The organism is Pseudorhizobium halotolerans (genome assembly GCF_902153235.2).
GTDB classification, from domain to species: Bacteria; Pseudomonadota; Alphaproteobacteria; order Rhizobiales; family Rhizobiaceae; genus Neorhizobium; species Neorhizobium flavum.
This window is the reverse complement of the sequence record NZ_CABFWE030000005.1, coordinates 1,144,805-1,165,423: the sequence shown is the minus strand read 5'-3', so window position 1 is coordinate 1,165,423 and position 20,619 is coordinate 1,144,805. Positions and strand designations below refer to the sequence as shown.

General features: G+C 58.6%; 20 protein-coding genes, 1 tRNA gene and 2 pseudogenes. 14 read left to right on the top strand and 9 right to left on the bottom strand.

Annotation, left to right across the window (positions count from 1 at the left end; genetic code table 11):
• Positions 1 to 27 precede the first annotated feature (27 nt).
• The 5 genes from FN060_RS10650 (at position 28) to FN060_RS10630 (ending at position 3,507) form a co-directional block, all read left to right on the top strand.
• On the top strand, positions 28 to 999 hold the full coding sequence (locus FN060_RS10650) for a DUF930 domain-containing protein (protein ID WP_244665745.1): 972 nt from the start codon (positions 28 to 30) through the stop codon (positions 997 to 999).
• 75 nt (positions 1,000 to 1,074) lie between these two features.
• On the top strand, positions 1,075 to 2,115 hold the full coding sequence (locus FN060_RS10645) for a zinc-dependent alcohol dehydrogenase family protein (protein WP_142588009.1): 1,041 nt from the start codon (positions 1,075 to 1,077) through the stop codon (positions 2,113 to 2,115).
• Positions 2,116 to 2,205: 90 nt separating this feature from the next.
• Positions 2,206 to 2,559, top strand: a complete 354-nt coding sequence (locus tag FN060_RS10640; RefSeq protein WP_142588008.1) for a DUF1428 domain-containing protein — start codon at positions 2,206 to 2,208, stop codon at positions 2,557 to 2,559.
• 42 nt (positions 2,560 to 2,601) lie between these two features.
• Positions 2,602 to 3,024 (top strand): secondary thiamine-phosphate synthase enzyme YjbQ, encoded by a 423-nt coding sequence (locus FN060_RS10635; RefSeq protein WP_142588007.1) that lies wholly within the window; start codon positions 2,602 to 2,604, stop codon positions 3,022 to 3,024.
• A gap of 129 nt (positions 3,025 to 3,153) precedes the next feature.
• Positions 3,154 to 3,507 (top strand): hypothetical protein, encoded by a 354-nt coding sequence (locus FN060_RS10630; RefSeq protein ID WP_142588006.1) that lies wholly within the window; start codon positions 3,154 to 3,156, stop codon positions 3,505 to 3,507.
• A gap of 79 nt (positions 3,508 to 3,586) precedes the next feature.
• Here FN060_RS10630 and FN060_RS10625 read toward each other — a convergent pair whose 3' ends face one another.
• Complete coding sequence (locus tag FN060_RS10625; RefSeq protein WP_142588005.1) at positions 3,587 to 4,366, bottom strand: SIMPL domain-containing protein; 780 nt, start codon at positions 4,364 to 4,366, stop codon at positions 3,587 to 3,589.
• Positions 4,367 to 4,512: 146 nt separating this feature from the next.
• Here FN060_RS10625 and FN060_RS10620 point away from each other — a divergent pair.
• Positions 4,513 to 4,588: transfer RNA gene (locus tag FN060_RS10620), tRNA-Ile, on the top strand.
• Between the two features lie 200 nt (positions 4,589 to 4,788).
• Here FN060_RS10620 and FN060_RS23540 read toward each other — a convergent pair.
• The 3 genes and pseudogenes from FN060_RS23540 to FN060_RS10605 all read right to left on the bottom strand — a co-directional run.
• Positions 4,789 to 5,130: pseudogene (locus tag FN060_RS23540) on the bottom strand (tyrosine-type recombinase/integrase); the annotation flags it as partial.
• A gap of 601 nt (positions 5,131 to 5,731) precedes the next feature.
• Positions 5,732 to 5,998: a helix-turn-helix transcriptional regulator gene (locus tag FN060_RS10610; RefSeq protein ID WP_027487993.1), complete on the bottom strand. Its 267-nt coding sequence runs from the start codon at positions 5,996 to 5,998 to the stop codon at positions 5,732 to 5,734.
• A gap of 10 nt (positions 5,999 to 6,008) precedes the next feature.
• Positions 6,009 to 6,227 (bottom strand): helix-turn-helix domain-containing protein, encoded by a 219-nt coding sequence (locus FN060_RS10605; protein WP_142588004.1) that lies wholly within the window; start codon positions 6,225 to 6,227, stop codon positions 6,009 to 6,011.
• A gap of 65 nt (positions 6,228 to 6,292) precedes the next feature.
• On the opposite strand from FN060_RS10605, the gene FN060_RS10600 reads away from it, so the two are divergent.
• From FN060_RS10600 to FN060_RS10565, 8 genes and pseudogenes are all read left to right on the top strand, one after another.
• Entirely contained in the window at positions 6,293 to 6,736 is a 444-nt protein-coding gene (locus FN060_RS10600) for a helix-turn-helix domain-containing protein (protein ID WP_244665742.1), read from the top strand.
• On the top strand, positions 6,733 to 7,086 hold the full coding sequence (locus FN060_RS10595) for a hypothetical protein (protein ID WP_142588003.1): 354 nt from the start codon (positions 6,733 to 6,735) through the stop codon (positions 7,084 to 7,086). Before FN060_RS10600 ends, FN060_RS10595 begins: the two co-directional genes overlap by 4 nt.
• Positions 7,087 to 7,165: 79 nt before the next feature.
• Positions 7,166 to 8,488 carry a type II toxin-antitoxin system HipA family toxin gene (locus FN060_RS10590; protein WP_142588002.1) on the top strand — a complete coding sequence of 441 codons (1,323 nt, stop codon included), beginning with the start codon at positions 7,166 to 7,168 and terminating at the stop codon, positions 8,486 to 8,488.
• Between the two features lie 17 nt (positions 8,489 to 8,505).
• Positions 8,506 to 8,784 (top strand): helix-turn-helix transcriptional regulator, encoded by a 279-nt coding sequence (locus FN060_RS10585; RefSeq protein ID WP_142588001.1) that lies wholly within the window; start codon positions 8,506 to 8,508, stop codon positions 8,782 to 8,784.
• A 49-nt stretch (positions 8,785 to 8,833) separates the two neighbouring features.
• Complete coding sequence (locus FN060_RS10580; RefSeq protein ID WP_244665740.1) at positions 8,834 to 11,422, top strand: DEAD/DEAH box helicase family protein; 2,589 nt, start codon at positions 8,834 to 8,836, stop codon at positions 11,420 to 11,422.
• Positions 11,423 to 11,434: 12 nt separating this feature from the next.
• Positions 11,435 to 14,026, top strand: a pseudogene (locus FN060_RS23535) (N-6 DNA methylase).
• Positions 14,023 to 14,769: a hypothetical protein gene (locus tag FN060_RS10570; protein WP_142587999.1), complete on the top strand. Its 747-nt coding sequence runs from the start codon at positions 14,023 to 14,025 to the stop codon at positions 14,767 to 14,769. The pseudogene FN060_RS23535 and the gene FN060_RS10570 overlap by 4 nt, the downstream one beginning before the upstream one ends.
• Positions 14,766 to 15,815: a PDDEXK family nuclease gene (locus FN060_RS10565; protein WP_142587998.1), complete on the top strand. Its 1,050-nt coding sequence runs from the start codon at positions 14,766 to 14,768 to the stop codon at positions 15,813 to 15,815. Before FN060_RS10570 ends, FN060_RS10565 begins: the two co-directional genes overlap by 4 nt.
• Positions 15,816 to 15,823: 8 nt before the next feature.
• On the opposite strand, the gene FN060_RS10560 is transcribed toward FN060_RS10565, so the two are convergent.
• From FN060_RS10560 to FN060_RS23100, 5 genes are all read right to left on the bottom strand, one after another.
• On the bottom strand, positions 15,824 to 16,699 hold the full coding sequence (locus tag FN060_RS10560) for a hypothetical protein (protein ID WP_142587997.1): 876 nt from the start codon (positions 16,697 to 16,699) through the stop codon (positions 15,824 to 15,826).
• Positions 16,700 to 16,852: 153 nt separating this feature from the next.
• Positions 16,853 to 17,083, bottom strand: a complete 231-nt coding sequence (locus FN060_RS10555) for a type II toxin-antitoxin system Y4mF family antitoxin (RefSeq protein WP_142587996.1) — start codon at positions 17,081 to 17,083, stop codon at positions 16,853 to 16,855.
• A gap of 175 nt (positions 17,084 to 17,258) precedes the next feature.
• Positions 17,259 to 19,109 (bottom strand): type IV secretory system conjugative DNA transfer family protein, encoded by a 1,851-nt coding sequence (locus tag FN060_RS10550; protein WP_142587995.1) that lies wholly within the window; start codon positions 19,107 to 19,109, stop codon positions 17,259 to 17,261.
• Positions 19,110 to 19,175: 66 nt separating this feature from the next.
• Positions 19,176 to 19,508 (bottom strand): hypothetical protein, encoded by a 333-nt coding sequence (locus FN060_RS23105; protein ID WP_244665806.1) that lies wholly within the window; start codon positions 19,506 to 19,508, stop codon positions 19,176 to 19,178.
• Between the two features lie 3 nt (positions 19,509 to 19,511).
• On the bottom strand, positions 19,512 to 20,012 hold the full coding sequence (locus FN060_RS23100; protein WP_244665805.1) for a hypothetical protein: 501 nt from the start codon (positions 20,010 to 20,012) through the stop codon (positions 19,512 to 19,514).
• Between the last annotated feature and the right edge of the window lie 607 nt (positions 20,013 to 20,619).

Below are 20,619 nucleotides of genomic sequence, written 5' to 3'. Positions count from 1 at the left end.
CGCCGAATATGGCCGCGGCTATCGATCTTGTCTGGCAGGAGCCTTACATCGACGACCATGCAGGATGATCAGTACAAGCCGCGCAGCGATTTTCGATGGGGCATTCCGGTCTCCGTCGTTGCGCATCTTCTTGTCGCTGCGATCCTGATTGTCGGCCTGCCGCTGGAGTTGCCGACACCGCCGGAAGAGGAGACGGTGACGGTGGAGATCGTCGAACCTCCTCCCGAACCCGAGCCGGAACCGGAACCCGAGTCCGAGCCGGCGGAGCAGGAACCTGCCGGGGAACCGCCCCCACCGCCACCCGTCGAGGAGGATCAGGCGCCGGAGCCGCCTGCCGAGGAAGAGGCCGCCGCGGCACCGCCCATCCCGACGCTCCGGCCCGTCTTCGAGTTCGGTGAGGAAACCACGGGACCGCGTGTCTCGCCCGAGGGCAATTCGTCCGAGGAAGGGGCCGAAGGACCGCAAGAGCAGGAACAAGAGGACCAAGCTTCGCAGACACCCCCGCCTGAAGCGCCGGAGGAACTGGCTGCCGAACCGCAGGACGATGCCGAAGTCGCCGGCCTGACAACTGCGCCACCGGAGGCCAGCGCGGAGGCTGCCGAGACACCGGAGCAGCCGGCCGAGGAGCCTGCCGAGACGCTGGCCGAGGCGAGAACGCTGTTTTCCCCGGACATCACGGAAGACCCCGTTGCGCGCACGGCGATGGAGGGCATGCCCCGCGCCATGCGGGCGACCCAGCTGTGCGAGACGGAACTGACCGAGCAATTGCGCAATGCCTCGCCCCCGCAGGATCCCGACTTCATCCCGCGATCCCCGCTTTCGGAAGGCACCGTGCTCGAGCTTCGTCGAACCGCATTTCGCGCCGAAGGGGCATGGTACGATCTGAGCTTCCGCTGCCAGATCGACGATGACGCCACCAAGGTGTTGAGCTTCGCCTTCCGCATCGGCGCTCCTGTCCCACGCAGCGAATGGCGGCGGCGCGGCTTTCCAGGTTCCTGAGGTTAAACTTCTGTCGGGTTTCGCCGATTGACCGACCGTTCCCGCGAGCTATGCTCCGGGCAAACGAGGGACCCTATGAAAGCCATGCTCTACGACGCCTTCGAGAAGGCGCCGCAAATCCTGACACTTCCCGATCCTACTCCAGGCCAAGACGGCGTCGTCATCAAGGTCGGCGCCACCGGTCTTTGCCGCAGCGACTGGCATGGCTGGATGGGGCACGACCCGGATATCCGCCTGCCGCATGTACCGGGCCACGAGCTCGCCGGAGAGGTGGTGGCGACGGGCAGGGGCGTGATGCGTTTCAAGGTCGGCGACCGGGTGACGGTCCCCTTCGTCTCCGGTTGCGGTCACTGCGGCGAATGCCATTCTGGCAATCAGCAGGTTTGCCCGAACCAGTTCCAGCCCGGATTTACCCACTGGGGCTCGTTCGCGGAATATGTTGCGATCGGCTATGCCGACACCAATCTCGTGCATCTGCCGGAAGAGATCGATGACGCGACCGCCGCCAGCCTCGGCTGCCGGTTCGCCACTTCGTTCCGCGCCGTGGCTGACCAGGCCCGAACTGCACCCGGCGAGTGGATCGCGGTGCATGGCTGCGGCGGCGTCGGCCTCTCGGCCATCATGATCGCCACGGCGCTCGGGGCAAACGCAATCGGCATCGATCTCTCCGAAGAGAAGCTGGCGCTGGCTCGCGCCTGCGGCGCTGTCGCGACCATCAACGCTAGCGAGATCGATGATCCCGTCGAGGCGGTGCGGGAGATCACCAGGGGCGGGGCGCATGTTTCGATCGATGCGCTCGGGCATCCGGTGACCTGTTTCAACTCAATCAAGAATCTCCGACGGCGGGGTCGGCACGTCCAGGTCGGGCTGATGCTCGGCGAGCACTCGACGCCGCAGATTCCCATGGCGCAGGTGATCGGCCACGAGCTCGAGATCTATGGCAGCCATGGCATGCAGGCCTGGCGCTATGATGTTATGCTATCGATGATCGCAGCCGGCCGGATGGAGCCATCGAAGCTGATCTCCTCGCGCATCAGCCTGGAGGAGGCGGTGCCGGCATTGATGGCGATGGACCGCGCGTCGACGCCGGGAATCAGCGTCATCACCCGCTTCTGACGCGGACATCGGCAAAAATTACCATCGGGTGTCGGATCGCCGTCCGGTCATTCGTCCTTGCTGCATCCGAGCAACAGGAGGAGGAAGACAATGGTGTATGTCGACGGGTTCATCGTACCGGTTCCGAAGGCGAAGCTCGACGCCTACAGGGAAATGGCGCGCACGGCCGGGGAGGTGTGGATGGAGCATCGCGCGCTTTCCTACGTGGAGTGCATCGGCGACGACATCCCCTATGGGGAGGTGACGTCCTTTCCGCGTGCCGTGCAGGCGACGGAACAGGAGACGGTGGTCTTTTCCTGGATCACCTACAAGGACCGTGCGAGCCGCGACGCGATCCTCGCCAAGGTGATGGCCGACCCGCGGCTCGCCGGGGAAGACTGGAAACAGGTCTTTGACGGAAAGCGGATGATCTATGGCGGCTTTCAGGCGTTTCTGACACTGTGAGCGGGCGCCCTCGGGCGCTCATCTCAGGGTGAAGGACACTCCATGCCGCAGACGCAACTGACGATCCAGACCCGGGGCCAGGGCCTCTACGAGTTCACGGACGAGGTTGCGGAGTTCGTGAGGCGGCAAGGGGTAGAGGAGGCGCTGCTGACGGTTTTCGTGCGGCACACGTCCTGCTCGCTGCTGGTTCAGGAAAATGCCGATCCCGATGTGCAGCGCGACCTCAAGACCTTCTTCTCGCGCCTCGTGCCGCCGTCCGACGCGCCGTCGATGGCATGGGTGACGCATACCATGGAGGGACCGGACGACATGCCGGCCCACATCAAGGCGGCGCTGATGGCCGTGTCGCTTGCGATCCCGGTGACTGCGGGCCGACTGGCGCTCGGCACGTGGCAAGGCATCTATCTCTTCGAGCATCGCGACCGCCCGCATAGCCGCAACGTCGTGCTGCATCTTTCCCCCTGATGCTGATGAACCTCCGCTGAACGGCGGATTCGGACAGCGTTCAGCGGCCCGGATTTAGGGTGCCTTCAATCCCGGCGGACGGGAGAGTTCAACGGCGCCAGGTTCTGGCCCTTTTCGGGAGAGACTTCCATGACCAACATCCTCGTCAAGACCGGACTTGCCGCCCTCGTCGCGCTTTCCGGCCTCACCGCCACCGCGTCGACGGCAGCCGCCGGAGGGCCCGAATTCCGCGTCTTCGTCCAGCACGGATGGGATCACCGCGATCGCGATCATCGCCGCGACCGGTGGGAGCGTCCGCGCCGTGACCGTGGCGGTCGCTGCGACCCATGGCTCGCGGAGGAAAAGGCCAGCCGCATGGGGCTGCGCCGTGCGCGCGTGGTCGATGTCGATCGCCGCACCGTCACCGTCGTCGGCCGTGACCGGCATGGCCGCGACCGCATCGTTTTCGCGAATGATCGCGGTTGCCCGGTCATCCGCCGATAATAGCTGCCATCAAAATATTGACGGTAGATAGAGAAGGCCCCCGCAAGATCACGTCGTGCGGGGGCCTTTCGTGTCCGTCCTACTGTTCCAGGGCGAAGGTCAGGTCAACCCGGACGGTGTAGGTGTTCTCGCCGGCCGCGACCGGAACCGCATCGGAGGCGGCCTCCTTGGCCATGGTCATCCGGTACATGGGCTGCGGCGGCATCGGGGCCTCAGCCCGTTCGCCGATCTCGATCACGCGGCCAAGCCTGACGCCTGCCGCTTCCGTGAGAACGCGTGCCTTGGCGACCGCCCGTTCGACCGCCTGCTTGCGGGCCTGCGTCAGCGCTTCCTCCGGGTCGTCGTTTGTGAAGCTGATCTGCCCGCCCTGGTTGACGCCGAGCTTCACGACGCGGTCGAGGATTGTGCCGACCTTCGCGACGTCGCGGATCTTCACCATCAGCGTGTTGGTGACCTCGTAGCCGACGACCTCTGGCGGATCGATCGTACCGTCCTCCTTGGGCTGGGAGTGCCGATACTGCGGCTGGATCGAGAAATTGGCGGTCTGGATGTCCTTCGGCTCCACCCCTTGCGACTTCAAGGCCGCCATGACGGCGTTCATCGCCTGGCTGTTCTGGTCCATCGCGACCTGCGCCGTATCGGAATTGCGCACGACCGAGAAGCTGACGATGGCAACATCCGGCGCAATCGAGGCCTCGCCTTGCGCCGAGACGCGGACCACGGGCTCGCGCTGTGGCGAGGGCTCTTGCGCAGTGGCCGGCGCGACGGCTGCCAGAACGAGAAGGCCGCTGAGCGATAGGCGGGACAGGAGCGACGGCAGGGCACTGGTCGGATGGAAAACGGGGAGGGACGGATGCATCGTGATTCCTCTCGGGGTGGGCAATCCGTCATTGGTGGTCTGCGATTGTGAAGCGAATGCGGCGGTGGCTTGAGGCGGCGACGGAATTGCGTTAGAGCGGGGCCACGGGCCGGCGAACCATTGCGCCACCCGATGCCAGTCTGGCAGGGCCTGTAGCTCAATGGTTAGAGCCGGCGGCTCATAACCGCTTGGTTGGGGGTTCGAGTCCCTCCGGGCCCACCATTTCCGTCTTCTGACGCTGTTTTTCCATCGTTTTTTCCTCGATTTGTCTCACCGGAATTCCGGTTCGATGAAAGTGGGACATTTTTGCGGGCCACGTAGGTTTTCCGGCGCTCGAAACCGGCATCAATAATCCGCTTGGATTGGGCGGCTTTGGTGTAGTGCTGCGCCATCTTGGAATCAGACCATCCGAAGATCGCCATCAACTGATGTTCGGTCGCTCCGGCCTCGGCGAGGATCGTTGCGGACGCCTTTCTGAGGCCGTGCAACGAGCATTCCGGCAAATCGGCATCGTTACACCACTGGCGCATCTTGTTGCCGAAGCCGTTTCCGCTGAACGCCTTCCCGTATTCGGTGGCAAGGAAGGTCGGCTGATCATGCGTGATTGCGTCCAGCGCCTCGCGAAGCTCGGCTGTGACGGGCAGACTGAGTGACTGCGCATATTTGCCCGAGCCCTTCTCTGGCATGAATTCAATGCGGTCACCCACCAGGTTCCGCCAGCCGAGCTTGACCAAGTCCGAGCGTCTGACGCCCAAATTCAGCATCAGCTCCATTGCAAGCCGGGCCATGGAGCCGAGCGGATAGGCTGCACGATAGCGCGCCAGCTCCGCTTCGCTCCAGGTATGGAAACCGGGCGACTTATGAATTTTGGTGACGCCATTCGCGGGGTTGAAGGTCGCCAACTCGGCGCTGATGGCCCAATTGAAGAGCGCTTTCAGGTACTTCACCAGCTTGTCGGCTGCGCCGGGCGTGCCGCTACGCTTCATCTGGCTAGCTTCAATGTCCGATTTGCGGATCTTCTTGAAGGGCAGTTCGCCCACATTGCTGCAATAGCGATTGAGAACGCTCTTCTTGTCCTTCTGCGTGGTCGGCGACTGGCTCTGAAACGCCTTGGACCGATAATAGGTCTCGACAAGCCAGCGAACCGAGCCGGGCTCCAGCCTAGAAATCGGGACCGTCTTTTCACCACGATCGCCAGCCAATACGCGATGATATTCCTCGGTAAACGCCTGGGTGACGCTGCCGGCCTCGTCCAGATATGCGGACGTCATCCGGTACTTCGGCATGCCAGGCAGGCGGAGATAGAACCGCTCGTTGCCGTGCCGATCGATATCCCGCGAGCAATATTTGAAGGGGACGCGCTGATTACCCGACCGCATAATCAAACGGGTTTTCGCCATCGTCTTCGTCTCCGCTCAAGCCCTGTTCTTTGATGTCGTACCAGGAAGCCCGGATTTCCTCGGCATCCCAACGGCGCAACGCTCCGATCTTCACGCCTTTCGGCATAAGGCCACGGCGAACCCAGTCGTCAAAGGTGCCCGTCGAGACGTCGAGAAGTTCCGCCGCACGGACGCGGCTGACCGCGACCTTGTAAATGGGCCGTGGGGCCAGCGCTTCAGCTTGCTGCTTCATGTGCCGCTCCTCACGCTCTGGAGGCGCTGTCAACAAGTGCCAAAGCCTTCTGCTTGGGCTCGACCATATTCGCCGCAAGATACTCATCCACGGCGTTTTCCGGCAGGAACAAACTTCCTCCGATCCGGACATGCCGGATTTCCTGCTTGGCGATCAGGTTTCGGATACGAGCAACCGGCCATCCGGAGCGATCTGCGAGCTGTTTGGGGGACAAGAGTTGCGCCTGCATTGGAAATTCACCTCCAACTGATGATAGACTGATATGAACGCAAAAGAATCACATCGACCCTCAAAATGCAACGCGATTATCAGAAAAATAATAACTCGACGCAAGACACGCTGCTCATCCAGATGGGCAAACGTTTGGCGATGATCCGGGAAAGTTCGGGACTGAAACAGATCCCCTTTGCGGAAGCGCTTGAGGTCTCCCAGGGCGGCTACAATACCTATGAGCGCGGCCAACGCGAGATCCCCGTTCGCGTACTGCGCGCGCTCTACACGAAGTTCAACGTCAATCCAGTCTGGATGATGACCGGCGAAGGCAGCCCCTACAATCGAGACACCGTCGATCTGTATCACGAGGTCACGAACCAAGTTGATGCCTTTATCGTGCGGGAAAACTGTCAGGTGGAACCGGACAAGCGCTTGAAGCTCATCCGGTTCCTGATCGACTACGCCGAACAACACGGCGAATTCACAGAGGAAATTGCAGAGAAATATCTGAGGTCAGCGATATGAGTAAGTCGAGCTTTGAACAGAAAATCGAACAGGGTTTTTACACTATCGGCCGCCAGCGCGATCAACTGGCCTCCGATAAGCGAAGGTTGGCGAGGCAATTGCGCTATGCCCAACATTCGGCCCGGCTTGCGAGCCTTTCAAAGCAATACGATTTCGGAATGGCCTTCTTCGCTGCAATGGGAACTGTCTCGCTGATTGTGTTTGATGGGAGAAGCGGCTCCGATGCTTGGTTGACGCCCGCGCTGAGCCTGTCCCTCATGCTGTTCGCCTGCGGTAGTGCGTTGCGTGGCCGGAAGATGGTCAGCCGGATAAGAACCTTTAACGACCGTTTCGGTAGCTGGCAGTTTTGACGGCAAATTATTCAACCCACTTTGATGGATTGAATAATTTCGAAAAATGCATTATTTGAACCATTGAAGGGGTCAATTAATGCGCCTAACGCTCCAAACCCATTTTAATGGTGAGTGGCATCACGCCGCGACGCTAGAAATCAAGGACGACGCGGCCGGCTTCCAGGGCGCGTCCATCGTCGATTACGATCTCGACTATTTCGTCACCGTGGCGTCGGCGGAATTCGCGTCCGGAAAAACGGTCCGCGACCATCGCGCCTTGTCAGTCCGTTATCCCGTCGATCTCGAAAATCGATATAGCCGCAGCTGGCCGCCCTTCCTATTGGATCTTATGCCCCAAGGGCATGCGAGGCGAAAGCTTGCCGAGCATCTCAGCCTTGCTGAAGGCTCGCGCGCTTCTGATCTGCCGCTGCTTCTGCGATCGGCAACAGGTGGCATAGGCAATATCCGGATCAAAGAAGCGGCAGACGCCGAAACGGAGCGGCTGCGCGGTGTTGAGCGCCAAGGGGTGACAGAAGCGGAAATCCTTGAGCGGTCAGATCGCTTCATGGAAGTCGCTGACCGTTTTGGAATGCTCGCCTCCGGCTCAAGCGGCCTGCAAGGCGAATGGCCAAAGGTTTCGATGACGCAGGCGACCGACGGGCTCTATTATCCCGACAGCTTCGTGACCGACGAAGAGGCTGTGCGCCACGTCATCGTCAAGCTGGTACGCAGCAACGAGCCTGTAGACCGCCTGATTCTCGAAGGCGAAGCCCTCTATTCGCGGATCGCTCAAGAGATCGGTCTGAATGTCCGCAAACCATCAACCTATGCCGAAGGCGTCCTGATCATTCCCCGTTTCGACCGGAAGAAGAGAGAAGGCGTCGGAACCATCCGGTTGGGGCAAGAAAGCCTGGTGTCAGCGATCGGCGTTGCTGACTTTGGCCATGTCGGCACGCATGAGGCCTATATCGATGTCCTGCGCCAATATTCGGCCGATCCCTTCGCAGACATTGTCGAATACCTGAAGCGAGATATCGCCAACCTCGCGCTTGGCAATCCCGACAATCATGGTCGGAATTCCGCTCTCAGCAAGCACCAGGACGGCACGATCCGGCTGTCTCCGTTGTTTGACTTCGCACCCATGCGGCTCGCCAAGGAGGGGATCGTTCGCTCTACCCGATGGGCGATGATGCGTGACGGAGGTCGCGACCATCTTCCCGATTGGAAGCACATCTCCGGCGAACTGATGCCTGATCCTGCTGACCAGAGAGCGCTCGCAGCTACGCTTGCCATGTTTGCCGAACACCTGCGCCAGGCTCCGGCCATGGCGAAAGAAATGGGAGCGTCTGCGGATATTCTGGATCGTGCAATGGGGCGCTGTATCGCGATAGCGGACAGCGTTCTGGCCGCGTGTCAATGATGGCAAAGGACCGCTAAATGGCTCGATGGAAGAAGCCGACGAAAGGGGAGATACTTGAGAACCGGCGAACACTGGCGGAACGTGCTCGAACGGGCGACTTGAGGTTACCTGATGCGGTTGTTGAAATCCGAAGAGGGCTTGGTTTAACGCAGGACGAATTCGCCAAGACGCTGTCGCTCACCAGGCGCCAAGTTGCTGAGATCGAAGCTGGGACGGCGAATCCAACGCTCGAAACTTTAGGGAAGATTGGCCGATTGTTCGGATTTACTGTGGGGTTTATTCCGAAGGCGCAATGATGGCTGAATTTTCAGTTTGTCGCATCGATCAAAAGTTGTGCTTTAACGTGTGAATAGCGATTCACTGCTGAATTCTGCCGGGGGATGGGCATTGTCATTACGTAAGGAAGCAACGGCCAGGATTAAGATCAATCGGCTGCTGGAGGCGGCAGGCTGGCGCTTTTTCGATGACAAGAACGGTCCCGCGAATGTTGTTCTGGAACCGAACGTCAAGCTGAAACCTGAGCACATCGAAAGCCTTGGCGAGGACTTCGAAAAGAGCGCGAAGGGCTTTATCGACTTCCTGTTGCTGGACAAGGACGGCAAGCCACTCATTGTCCTCGAGGCGAAATCGGAAGACAAAGATCCTCGCATCGGCAAGGAGCAGGCGCGCAAATACGCCCGGGCTCAGAATGCTCGCTTTGTGATCCTCAGCAACGGAAACATCCATTACCTGTGGGACCTTGAGCAAGGCAATCCGACGGTCATCTCCGCTTTCCCTGGCCCTGACGAAATCAAGAACCACTACGCCTTTGAGCCAAATGCCGAGCGTCTCTTCGCCGAAAAGGTCGAGCGCGACTTTATCGTTCTCACCCAGATGCCGGGTTACGCAAACGAGGCGGCGTGGAAGAACGAGGCAGAGCGGGATGCTTTCGTCGAAAAGCAAAAGCTCCGCTTCCTTCGCCCCTATCAGGAACGCGCGATCCAGGAGATCCAAAAGAGCGCAAAGAAGGGCGCGACGCGGTTTCTGTTCGAGATGGCAACCGGCACCGGCAAGACGCTGACGTCCGCAGCGGTCATCAAGCTCTTCCTGAAGACCCGCAATGCAAAGCGAGTTCTTTTTCTGGTCGATCGGCTGGAATTGGAAACCCAGGCGGACAAGGCTTTTAAAGAATATCTGAGGAACGATTTCACCTCAATCATCTATAAGGAACAGCGTGACGACTGGCGGAAAGCCGACATCGTGGTCACGACGGTGCAAAGCCTGCTGTTCAATGACAAATACCGCCGACTGTTTTCGCCTACGGATTTCGATCTCGTCATCTCGGACGAAGCGCATCGCTCGATCGGTGGAAACGCTCGCGCCGTGTTCGAATACTTCATCGGCTATAAGCTCGGCCTGACGGCCACGCCTAAGGACTATCTGAAGCAGTCGAAGAAGGACAAACCGACTGAGCGCCATCCGCGAGAAGCCGAGCGGCGCATGATGCTCGACACCTACCGAACGTTTGGCTGCGAGTCGGGCGATCCGACTTTCCGCTATTCTCTCCTTGACGGAGTACGGGAAGGGTTTCTGATCAATCCCTACGTCATCGACGCGCGGACGGGTGTGACAACCAAGCTTTTGTCCGATGAAGGCTTTACGATCGAGACCACCGCCGAAGATGGCAGCGAGATCAAGGAGGCCTTCGGTGGTCGCGACTTTGAAAAGCGCTTCTTGGCCGAAGCGACCAACCGGGCCTTCTGTCGAGCGCTTCTGGAAAATGGCATGCGAGACCCAATTTCCGGCGAATTCGGCAAGACAATTGCGTTCGCTGTCAGCCAGAACCATGCCCTCAAAATCACGGAAATCCTGAACGAACTGGCCGATCAGTTGTGGCCGGGGCGCTACCAGTCTGATTTCGCGATGCAGGTGACAAGCGACGTGCCGGCCTCGCAGCAAATGACCATCAACTTCGCAAACAACAATCTCGGTGGGCGCAGCGGATTTGTCGAAGATTACCGCACCAGCAAGGCCCGAGTTTGCGTCACAGTCGGTATGATGACGACAGGCTACGACTGCCCCGACATTTTGAACATTGCCCTGATGCGGCCGATCTTCTCGCCATCAGATTTCGTCCAGATGAAGGGGCGCGGAACACGAAAGCACAATTTCGCGGAAGAGCTCTTCGATCCCGCCAGAAAGGCAGCGCTTGGAGATGTCCAAAAGGCTTCCTACCGCCTGTTCGACTTCTTCGCCAACTGCGAATTCTTCGAAGAGAAGTTCGACTATGACCAGGCATTGGCTTTGCCAAAGCCTGCCGCCATGCCGTTGTCAAATGGCGGTGACGATGGTTCGACGATCGCCTCGAAACCCGCCATCTATGAGTTTCTAGAACCCGATCAGGTCGTCTATCAGGCGGAAGAGCAGATCGGCTTGGAGGGCATGCGGATCGACCGTGAGCTATTCCAGAAATTCGAGGAAACAGCGCGCTCTGATCCCAAACTTGCTGAACTCGTTGAGCAGCGGGATTGGGATGCGGCCACACGCCACGTCGTCGAAGAGCTATTCGACAAGCCGAGCGAGTTTTTCAGCCTAGAGAAGCTGCGCCGCGCCGCAGGCGTCGATCGCCGTATCTCTGTGCGAGAACTGGTGGAAAAAGCCTTCGGCTTCATTCCGAAGTTCAAGAACAAGGGGGAGTTGATCGACGACGAATTCCAGAAATTCCTGCTCGACCAAAAGCCCGAAGAAGCCGACCGTATCCGCGAAATGCGGTACTTTTTCGAGGCCTACATCCGCGACGCAAAGGTTCGGGCGCTGATCGACGCTGGTCATTTCGCAGACCTCAACGTAAACCCGTCCTTCACGACCCGTGACCTCAAGGAAGTGCCCGCTTCGTGGCGCAAGCGCATCCCGGAATACATCAAGGACTACGTGTCCCTGAATCCCTTTATGTGATGAAAGCCTGAAATGCTCGATACAGATACAAAGCGCCGCATCGACACTTGCCGTGACATTCTTGTTGGTAAGGTGCCTGATCCGAAAAGCCAAGTGGAGCAGATTACCATCGCGCTGATCTACAAGTTCATGGACGACATGGATCTTGAGGCCGAGGAGTTGGGCGGTGAGCGTCGCTTCTTCACCAAGGACTATGAGCGGTATCGCTGGGCGAAGCTGGTGACCCCCGGCGTGTCTGGGCAGGACATGCTCAACACCTATTCGGAAGCGCTGACAAACATGGTGCAGAACGAGGTGCTGCCCAAGCTCTTTCGTGACATTTTCCGCAACGCCTATCTGCCCTATCGCGATCCGGAAACGCTGCGAGCATTCCTCCGTGAGATAAACAGCTTCACCTACGACCATAGCGAGAAGCTGGGCGATGCTTTCGAGTACCTGTTGTCCGTTCTGGGCAGCCAGGGGGATGCGGGCCAGTTTCGCACACCCCGTCATATCATCGATTTCATGGTCGAGATCATCAACCCGCAGAAGAACGAGGTCATCATGGACCCGGCCTGCGGCACGGCGGGTTTTCTGATTTCGGCTTACAAGCATATCCTAAAGCAGAACTCGACCGGCGTGGTGAACGGCAATGGCACCAGCACCGAAGGCGACGCTGCAGAGCAGGCGCTGGAAAGCCCGATGCGCTATCCCGGCGACCTGTTGCAGCCTGATGATCGCGCCCGCCTTGCCCGCAACATACGGGGCTATGACATCTCGCCCGATATGGTGCGTTTGTCGCTGGTAAATCTCTACCTACATGGTTTTGCTGACCCGAAGGTCGAGGAATACGATACGCTCACCAGCGAAGACAAATGGACCGAGACGGCCGACGTCATTCTCGTCAACCCGCCCTTCATGTCGCCAAAGGACGGGATCAAGCCGCACACCCGCTTTCAGGTGCAATCCAAGCGCAGCGAAGTGCTGTTTGTCGATTACATCGCCGAACACCTGACGCCGAACGGTCGCGCCGCCATCGTTGTGCCTGAGGGTATCATCTTCCAAAGCCAAAGCGCATATGTGGCCCTGCGTAGGATGCTGGTCGAGAATCACCTTGCCGCTGTCATCTCGCTGCCCGCAGGCGTATTCAACCCCTATTCCGGCGTGAAGACTTCTATCCTGATCCTTGATCGCGCGGTGGCCAAGGCGAGCAAGCACGTTGCCTTTTTCAAGATTGAGAATGACGGTTTCGCCCTTGGCGCGCAGCGTAAGGCGGTAAAGGGATCCCAGTTGGCACAGGTTAAGGCTGAGTTGGGCGCTTGGTTGCAGGTCGCGAGGGTGGGCGACGGCGAGCAATTGGAGAGTAATCTCGGCTTTGCGGTGCCTCGATCCGAGTTTGCTGCGGCAGGTGACTACAACCTGAGCAGTGAGCGATATAGGCAGGAGGTGGCTGCTGCATCCAAATAGCAGCGTATCAAGATTGGCGATGTATGCAAAACAGGTGCTGGCGGGACACCAGCGACGGATCGACCGGAGTTTTACAAAGACGGTGTAGTGCCTTGGCTCAAAAGTGGCGAGATTTCACAAGGTGAAATTTTCAGTGCCGAAACCTATATCACGGAGGAGGCTCTAAATAGTTCTTCTGCAAAGATCTTTCCACCTAATGCCGTTCTGGTGGCCATGTACGGCGCGACTGCCGGTGAGGTCGGGATTCTTCGCATGGCTGCATCAACCAATCAGGCCGTTTGTGCTTTAGTGCCAGATGCGCGGCTAGACCCTAACTTCCTCTATCGTCTGCTGCGGCATAATAAGGCAACGCTGATTAGATTTGCGGGTGGCGGGGCGCAGCCCAACATTTCCCAGAAAATCGTCCGCGACATTGAAATTCCCCTCCCGCCACTTGAGATTCAGCGCGAGATTGTGGCCGAGGTCGAGGGCTACCAGCGCATCATCGACGGTGCCCGCGCCGTCCTCGATAACTACCGCCCCCACATCCCGGTTGATCCCGAGTGGCCGTCGGTGGAACTCGGGGAGATCTTTGAAGCGCTAGAGGCGGGCGTAAGCGTAAACTCCGAGAACCGCACGAAGCTACCGGGCGAGATAGGGATTCTTAAAACCAGCGCAGTTACGTCAGGGATATTCAACCCGGACGAACACAAGGCTGTATTACCCGAAGAAGTGGACCGAGTGAAATGCAGCCCACGCAAAGGCTCGATCATCATCAGCCGCATGAATACCGAAGCACTGGTTGGAGCAAGCGCCTATGTCGAAGACGATTTCCCCGACTTGTTTCTGCCTGATCGACTTTGGCAAACTGTGATCACTCGACCGGATGTCAGCGCAAAATACATTCACACCGTCATCGCGTCCGATGAATATCGGGCGCGGATATCCTCAATCTGCGGCGGAACCAGCGGGAGCATGAAAAACGTTGCAAAATCGCAGCTTTTGAAGGTCGAGGTTCCGCTTCCCGATATCGAAATTCAGGAAGCTATCGTCGCTGACATCGAAGCGGAGCAGGCCCTCGTCAACGGTAACCGCGACCTGATCGCGCGCTTCGAGAAAAAGATTGAAGCCGCAATGGCGTGTGTTTGGGGTGAAGCCAAGGCGGGGGTCGCAGCATGATCGAAGAGGCCGTCCAGCTCGAAACCTATCTGCCACTGTCCTACCGCACGCCCAAGGAACGCGACTATATCCGCTTCCTCTGGGAGACCTTCAACAGCAATGTCGAGCATGGCAAATACCAGTTTGCCTTTCTCGCTTACCACATGCTGGTGATGAGCTTTGTCTATTTCAACATTTGGCAGATCAGACTGATCCGCCCTGGCCCCTTCGAGACTGCCATGATAGGGTTTAATAAGGACGTTGAAAAGGACCTGATGAATGCGACTTCGCCCTTCGTGTTCAGCGCCGTCAACGAGCGGTCGGTGCTGCGGTTCCTGAAACTGATCCAGTGCGACAACGCCAAGATCGGCACCTATGCCAAGCTGGTGGACGAACGCAATGACACTGCCCACGCCAACGGGAACATCTTCTTCAACTCGGAAGACGAACTCGCCCGCAAGGTTCGTGATGTGCTTCGTACCGTCGAGGAGATCCAGCGTCACAGCGCACCGGCTATTGGAGAAGGCTACAAGGCCTTTCTGATTGCCTCGCAGGACCCCGAGGAGCGGGAGTACACAGACGACGCCCAGCAGATTAAAGAGGTCTTGGTGAAGGAGTTCTACATGTCAGCCAGTGACATAGCTTTTTGCCGCGACTACGACATAAGGAGGCTGGCTGATGAACCCGGTTTCGCCGCGATCCAGACGCTACACCAGAAGCTCGGCGAGCTGTACCCGTCAGAAGAGGAGGCTGAGGCCGCATGAGCTCGCTCTACTCCATCGTTGACGGCAAATTGAAGCCAGCAACGCGCCGGGCTTTGATGAAGGAAAGTATGATCGAGGAATGGGTTGCGGCCGATCCGTCGCTGCTCGGCCTGGACGCCATGGTCATTGGTCGGCAGGTGCCAACGGACCACGGCAAATTCATCGATCTGCTGGCGTTAGATGCCTCAGGAGCTCTCATCATCATCGAACTCAAGAAGGACCGCACGCCGCGGGAAATCGTGGCACAGGTGCTTGATTACGCCTCCTGGGTTCGAACTTTGACGACGCCTCAGATTTACGAACGAGCCGAACGATATCTCCAGACCCGCCTAGTGAGCGCATTCCGTGAAAAGTTCGGCGAAGCCATTCCCGAACAGCTCAATGGCAGCCACTCGATGTTGATTGTCGCCAGCGAGCTCGACCCGGCGTCTCGGCGGATCGTCGAATATCTGTCGGAAGAGCATAGCGTCGCCATCAACACCGTCTTCTTCAACGTCTTCGAGGCCAACGGCCAAGAATGGCTGACGACGGATTTTCTGCTCGATCAGGAAGAAGTGGAAGAACGCTCCGAACGCAAGGTCCGCCCGCCGTGGTCCGGCTACTACTTTGTCAATGCCGGCCTCGGCGAACACCGCTCCTGGACCGATATGAAGCGTCACGGTTTCGTGAGTGCTGGCGGCGGTGAATTTTACACCAAGCGCCTGGAGCAGCTTGCCGTCGGCGACGAGATTTTCGTGTATGACAAGGGCAAGGGCTATATCGGCTACGGGACGGTCACTAGCCAGGCAAAGCTTGCCTCTGAGTTTTTGACAGCAGACGGGCTACTCTTCGAGCAACCGCTTGCCGAACCTCCAATGAAGCGGATCAGCGAACCCGTTGACCGGGCGGAATATGTCGTTGGCGTCGAATGGCGCAAGACGGTAGAGCCGTCCCAAGCCAAATGGTTCAGGGGTGCCTTTGCGAACCAGAACATAGTCTGCAAGCTGCGCGACCAGGCGACCGTGGATTTTCTTATCGCGGAATTTGGGTTGGCGGCCAATGTGTGAATCGAGCCTCAGCTGCGCCGGGACTTTTTGCTCTTTGGCGGCAGCCTAATTTTTTTCCACTCCATTTCGTTGAACGCAATGAAATTCTTGTAGGCGAGTCTATCGCGAATACGGGGCGGCTCAATACGTAGATCCGTCGCTATCTTTTCGGCCAAAGCAACTTCCTGCGGCCACGGCGGATGCTCTTCACTCAGGTCGCGATCCTGCCGAATAGAAATAAGATCCTTTACGTGACTTTCCCCCTCGAGGTTCACGACGATTGGGTGGACGAAAACCGAGGAGATATGTCTGGCTGCTCCAAAGTCGAGGAGAAACTTGCCGTAACCATCTACAACAAAATCGAAAGATGGTTCTTCTGATGCCGTTATTTTATCGACAGCCAATGTAATTGGCCATTCGTCAAAAATTTCCATAGGCTCTTGATCGTCGATGCCAAAGTATCTTCTCTCTTCAGAGATGAAGATGGGTGAGTAAGCATCGTATATGGCATCTATCCGATACATATAGGATAATTGACTTTTTGGACTTTGCATCGAAATCCAAACAGGAATATTTGAAATTCGCTGAAACTCACGCAATCGCTTGACTTCTTCCCATACGAGACGAACGAACGCCACCTCGATATAGTCAGGAGGATCATATGTACCGCCGGTTGTGACAAACCTAGTTTGAATCTCATATGTTTTAACATCAACAGCGATTGATCCGAAGCCGTCGATTAGCACTAAAAAATCGGGTCTATGGAAAGCTTTTTTCGGTGCACGTTTAGCACCGTCAGCGGTTAAGCCAGGCTTCTGATCGATAAATATCCAAGGGCAGCCCTGCCGGGTAAGCCAAGTAGAAAACCGAATTTCCCCTGCGTTTAATTTTGTTTCAATTAGCATTTATTCTCCAGTGGCTACGCAAGTTTTTGAAATTTTCTTCTCAGTGTTTCAGCGGCGTCAACCCCTCCTGACTAAGCTGAAACTACGGTAAATACGGCGGTGAGAGAGATGGTGAAGTCGACCAATTGCTTATCGCGTCTGATTGTCATGCCATCATCTTCTACGGTCGCCAGGGGCTAAAATTTCCACAGAGCAGCCGAGCGTCTGCAGAACGTGCAACACCTTTCCGATTTGTGCTGTCGGCTTACCTGCTTCGAGATCGACAATAAAACGGACCCCAACGCCGGAGACGCCAGCAAGCTCGTCCTGTCGTAGGTTTTGCTCCTTACGCACGCTCCGCACCAGGGCACCGATATCGTTTGAAGTTCTGACTTGCCTTGCCATCATGATCTTCCCGCTCGGGAAATTATTAAAGATATTCGCCTGTTGTCGAGCACAAATTTCCCGAGCGGGAAGATCATTCGAATCTCGACTGGCGAAGCGACCTTCGGCAGATTGGGAGTTGTAGCCCCGCTAATTGGAAGTCGCAACGATACCGATCAAGCGCCTTGCATACCAACTACACCATCGGATTCCGATCTAGCTTCCCCCGATACGCGGGATGCCTGTGCGAAACTATCGCGTCAACCAGCGCTGGCGGCTTCGACCCCGTTAGCAGCAGCATCTTGCCGGTCTTCATTTCCAGGATCTGATCGGCGGTCATGAGCTTCTGGCGCTGCTCGGCTGTCGAGGTCTTGCGGCTCTCCCCGAACTTCGCAGACGATTGCTTCGTGCGGGTGAGCACCGTCTGATCGCCAAGTGCATTCGCGGCCCAATTAGCGGTTTCAAATTCGGCGCGGCCGAGGCCGAAAATGCGGGTGGTGACGCATGAGCCGAGAATGCTGGCGGTGTCGCCCTTGCCATAGACGCTTTCGATCTGGCCCTTGTCCTGGGTAATGAACAGCGCCTCGATGCCGCAGCCGGCGGCAACGTTGGCAATGTTGATCAGCTTTTCCATACTGCCGAGACGGACAAACTCGTCCAGCACCAGAAGCACGTTCCTTTTCGGCTTCCTGGCACCCTCAAGGCGAACGGCCATGCCGAGAATGATGTTTGTCAGCAATCGGAGAAAGACGGCTTGGGCGTCCACCTGGTCGAGCGGCACCACCATGAAGAGGTCGGCGCGGCCCTCGAACAGGTTTTCGAGCGAGCATGTAGAGGCGTTGAGGAAACTGCGCAGTTCGTCGGAACGCGCCCAATCAAACGCCTTCTTGATCGTCGTCTTGATGGCGCCGCGCTCGTTCTCGCCGGCTGCAAGGAAGGTGGCGGCGGCGGCGGCCGGGCGGGTGCCGAATGTCTCTGGCGCACCGGCCCATTCCGACAGCGTCTTCTCAAAGCCTGCGGAAAACAGCAGGTCCATGACGGTGATAAGGTTGCGATCGGCTTCCACGCGCCTGGTCATGACGACCTCGATCACGGCGGCGATCATGGATTTCGCCATTTCGGCGAAGTGCGAGCCGTTTCCACTTTCCGGCCGAACAAGGCCTTCGGCAATGACCTCGATATCGCGGACCAGGTGCGCTTGCCGGATATAGTCAAGCGGATTGAAGCGATCCCTCGACGGCTCGATGACACCGAAGGGATTGAGAACCACGACCTGGCGCCCGAGCGATCGCCGATAGCGGCGGGTGACGGCGAAGTTTTCACCCTTGATGTCGAGGACGGCGACCGGTCCGTCATGGTCTATGATGGCGGGAATGACGACGGACACGCCTTTCCCGGCGCGGGTGCCGGCGATGGCGACATGATGGCCGGCGCGCCATCCCGTTTTGGGATTGGGGCGATAACGGAGCATTGCTCCGCTGGAGAGACCGAGCGGCAAGCCGGTATCGTTGTGCCTGAGCTGGCGCAGTTCGCTCCGGTTCATCCACCGGGCGCGCCATGGTCCTTGTTTGGAAATCCGGTTGGACGATGCCGGCGCGTTGATCATGATCGCCCGCAGAATGAGGAACAGCGGCACAGGCAGGCCGATGGCGAAGCTGGTTTGCACGCCAAGCTTTTGCGCCTCGGTGAAGCGATCCCATGTCGAAACTATGCCTCGGATGCTCTCGATTCCGGAATAGCCGGCATTTCGCCAAGCCTTGAAGCTGTCGAGCAGGACGCCGGCCGCAATGGCCGGGTCGGTAAGGGCGAGAGCAGACGCGGCAAGGAGGGCAGCCCCTACAGCTAAGCCCGACGCGCTGCGGATGCGGCCCTGGGTGTCTCCTGCCAAGGTCAGCAGCGCAAACCCGCAAAACATGACCAGGATCGCGGCGCGCGCGTTCTGGTAGATGGGTGGCCAGAACAACGGCGTGGTCTCCATCAGCAGGAAACCGGCGGCCACGACGGCAATGGAAAGGGCATAGCGATAGGGCTGAATAATCAAATTCATGGCTCGAAACTCCGGACGGAAATGAGGATCAGTTGCGGCCGCGACTTGGCGCAGGCGGTCGGGCTGTCACGTCGGCGGCGCGACCGCCTCCAGCATCGCTTCGGCTTGCTCCAGCAGGGCGAACGCTTCCGCCAGCTCGGTCGAGGCCGTGCCGCTGGAAGGTGTGCCGGAGCCGAGCCAGACGTTCATGAAGGTAGCCTGTGACGCGATGAGCGATTTCAGCGATCCTTCCAAAGCCGCTTGCCGGTTTTCGATCATGTCGGTCGAGCGTTTCTCCAGCGCCTCGAACTGCGCGGTTCCGCTCTGCAAGGTGTTCATCAACGTCTCGACGTAACCCAGCAATTCGCGCTCCAGCGGCGAAAGGCTCTCGGGCATCGGTGGTCTGGTGGTTTCGGTCATCGGTCAATCTCCCTGGACGATCTTCAGGCATGGCGTTTTGTCGGTCCCGGCCTGGCAGGTGATCAGCTGAAGGCGGTTGACGTCCCAGGTCAGGACTTTGCCGTTGCTGGTCTGGTTGATCTGCAAGCCCATCTGCCAGAGGCTGGCGCTCTGGGCGCGGTCGATCATCAGGCCCGCCCAAAACCAGCTCGCGGTGAAGCTCAACAGGACGATCAGCAATGCCACCGCGCTCATGGTCAGGAAGTACGGCTGCACCATCGACCGGAGCCGGTTCACGTCCACCTCGGTCATCGCCAGTGCCTCGCTCAAGTGCTGGCGGTTCGCGTCCGTGAAGCTGCGGATATCGGTCTCGATTGTAGCTTGCGCGCGCTTCAAGGCTTCGCTCCAATCGGTCGCGAAGCTCGTCGAGGGCGATGGCGTTGAGTCGGCTTCCGGATCGGCTGGGCTCGCCAGCCGATCTTTCAAGCGCTCGCTCAAGGGTATTCTCTCGGGTCCAGTCTTCACGGAACAGGTCTCCTTTCAGGCGCCAGCGCTCGTCCGTCTCCGGATCGCGCACGGTGATGTAGTTTTTGCCGGCGCGCGGCAGGTCGAAACCCGCCGCCGTCAAGGCTTCGGTCATGCTCGGACGGTCATGGATTTGGCCGGTCTCGATGCGCTGGACGATCCAGTCATGGATCAACTCACGGGCATCGCCGCGCCTGACACTCTCGATGAGGCTGACGGTCTCGCGGGCACGCTCCGGCGCCATCGGATCGTTCCAGCCGTGTTCCTTGTTCAGAACATCGCGCAGGGCGTCGTAGTGCTTCTGGTAGCCGGGTGGCGCGATATTGAGGCTGCGCCCGCTCGCAAGCTCCATGCGTGGCGTCACGAAATGCAGCTCGACGCGGCCCTCGTGGGTATGGCGGACCCAAAGCATATCGTGCTGGTCGGGTTCGAGGCCGGCAAAGGCAAGGCTCTCGAAGGCGTCCATCACCTGTCGTTGCTGGGCAGGGTTCGGCCCGTCTTCAGCCGTGAAGGCGATGACGCCGGCCCGATAGGTCCACTGGTGTGGACAGGCGTCGATCAGCGCGCGCATGCGGTCGGCATCGCCGCGCAGCACTTCAGGCAGGGG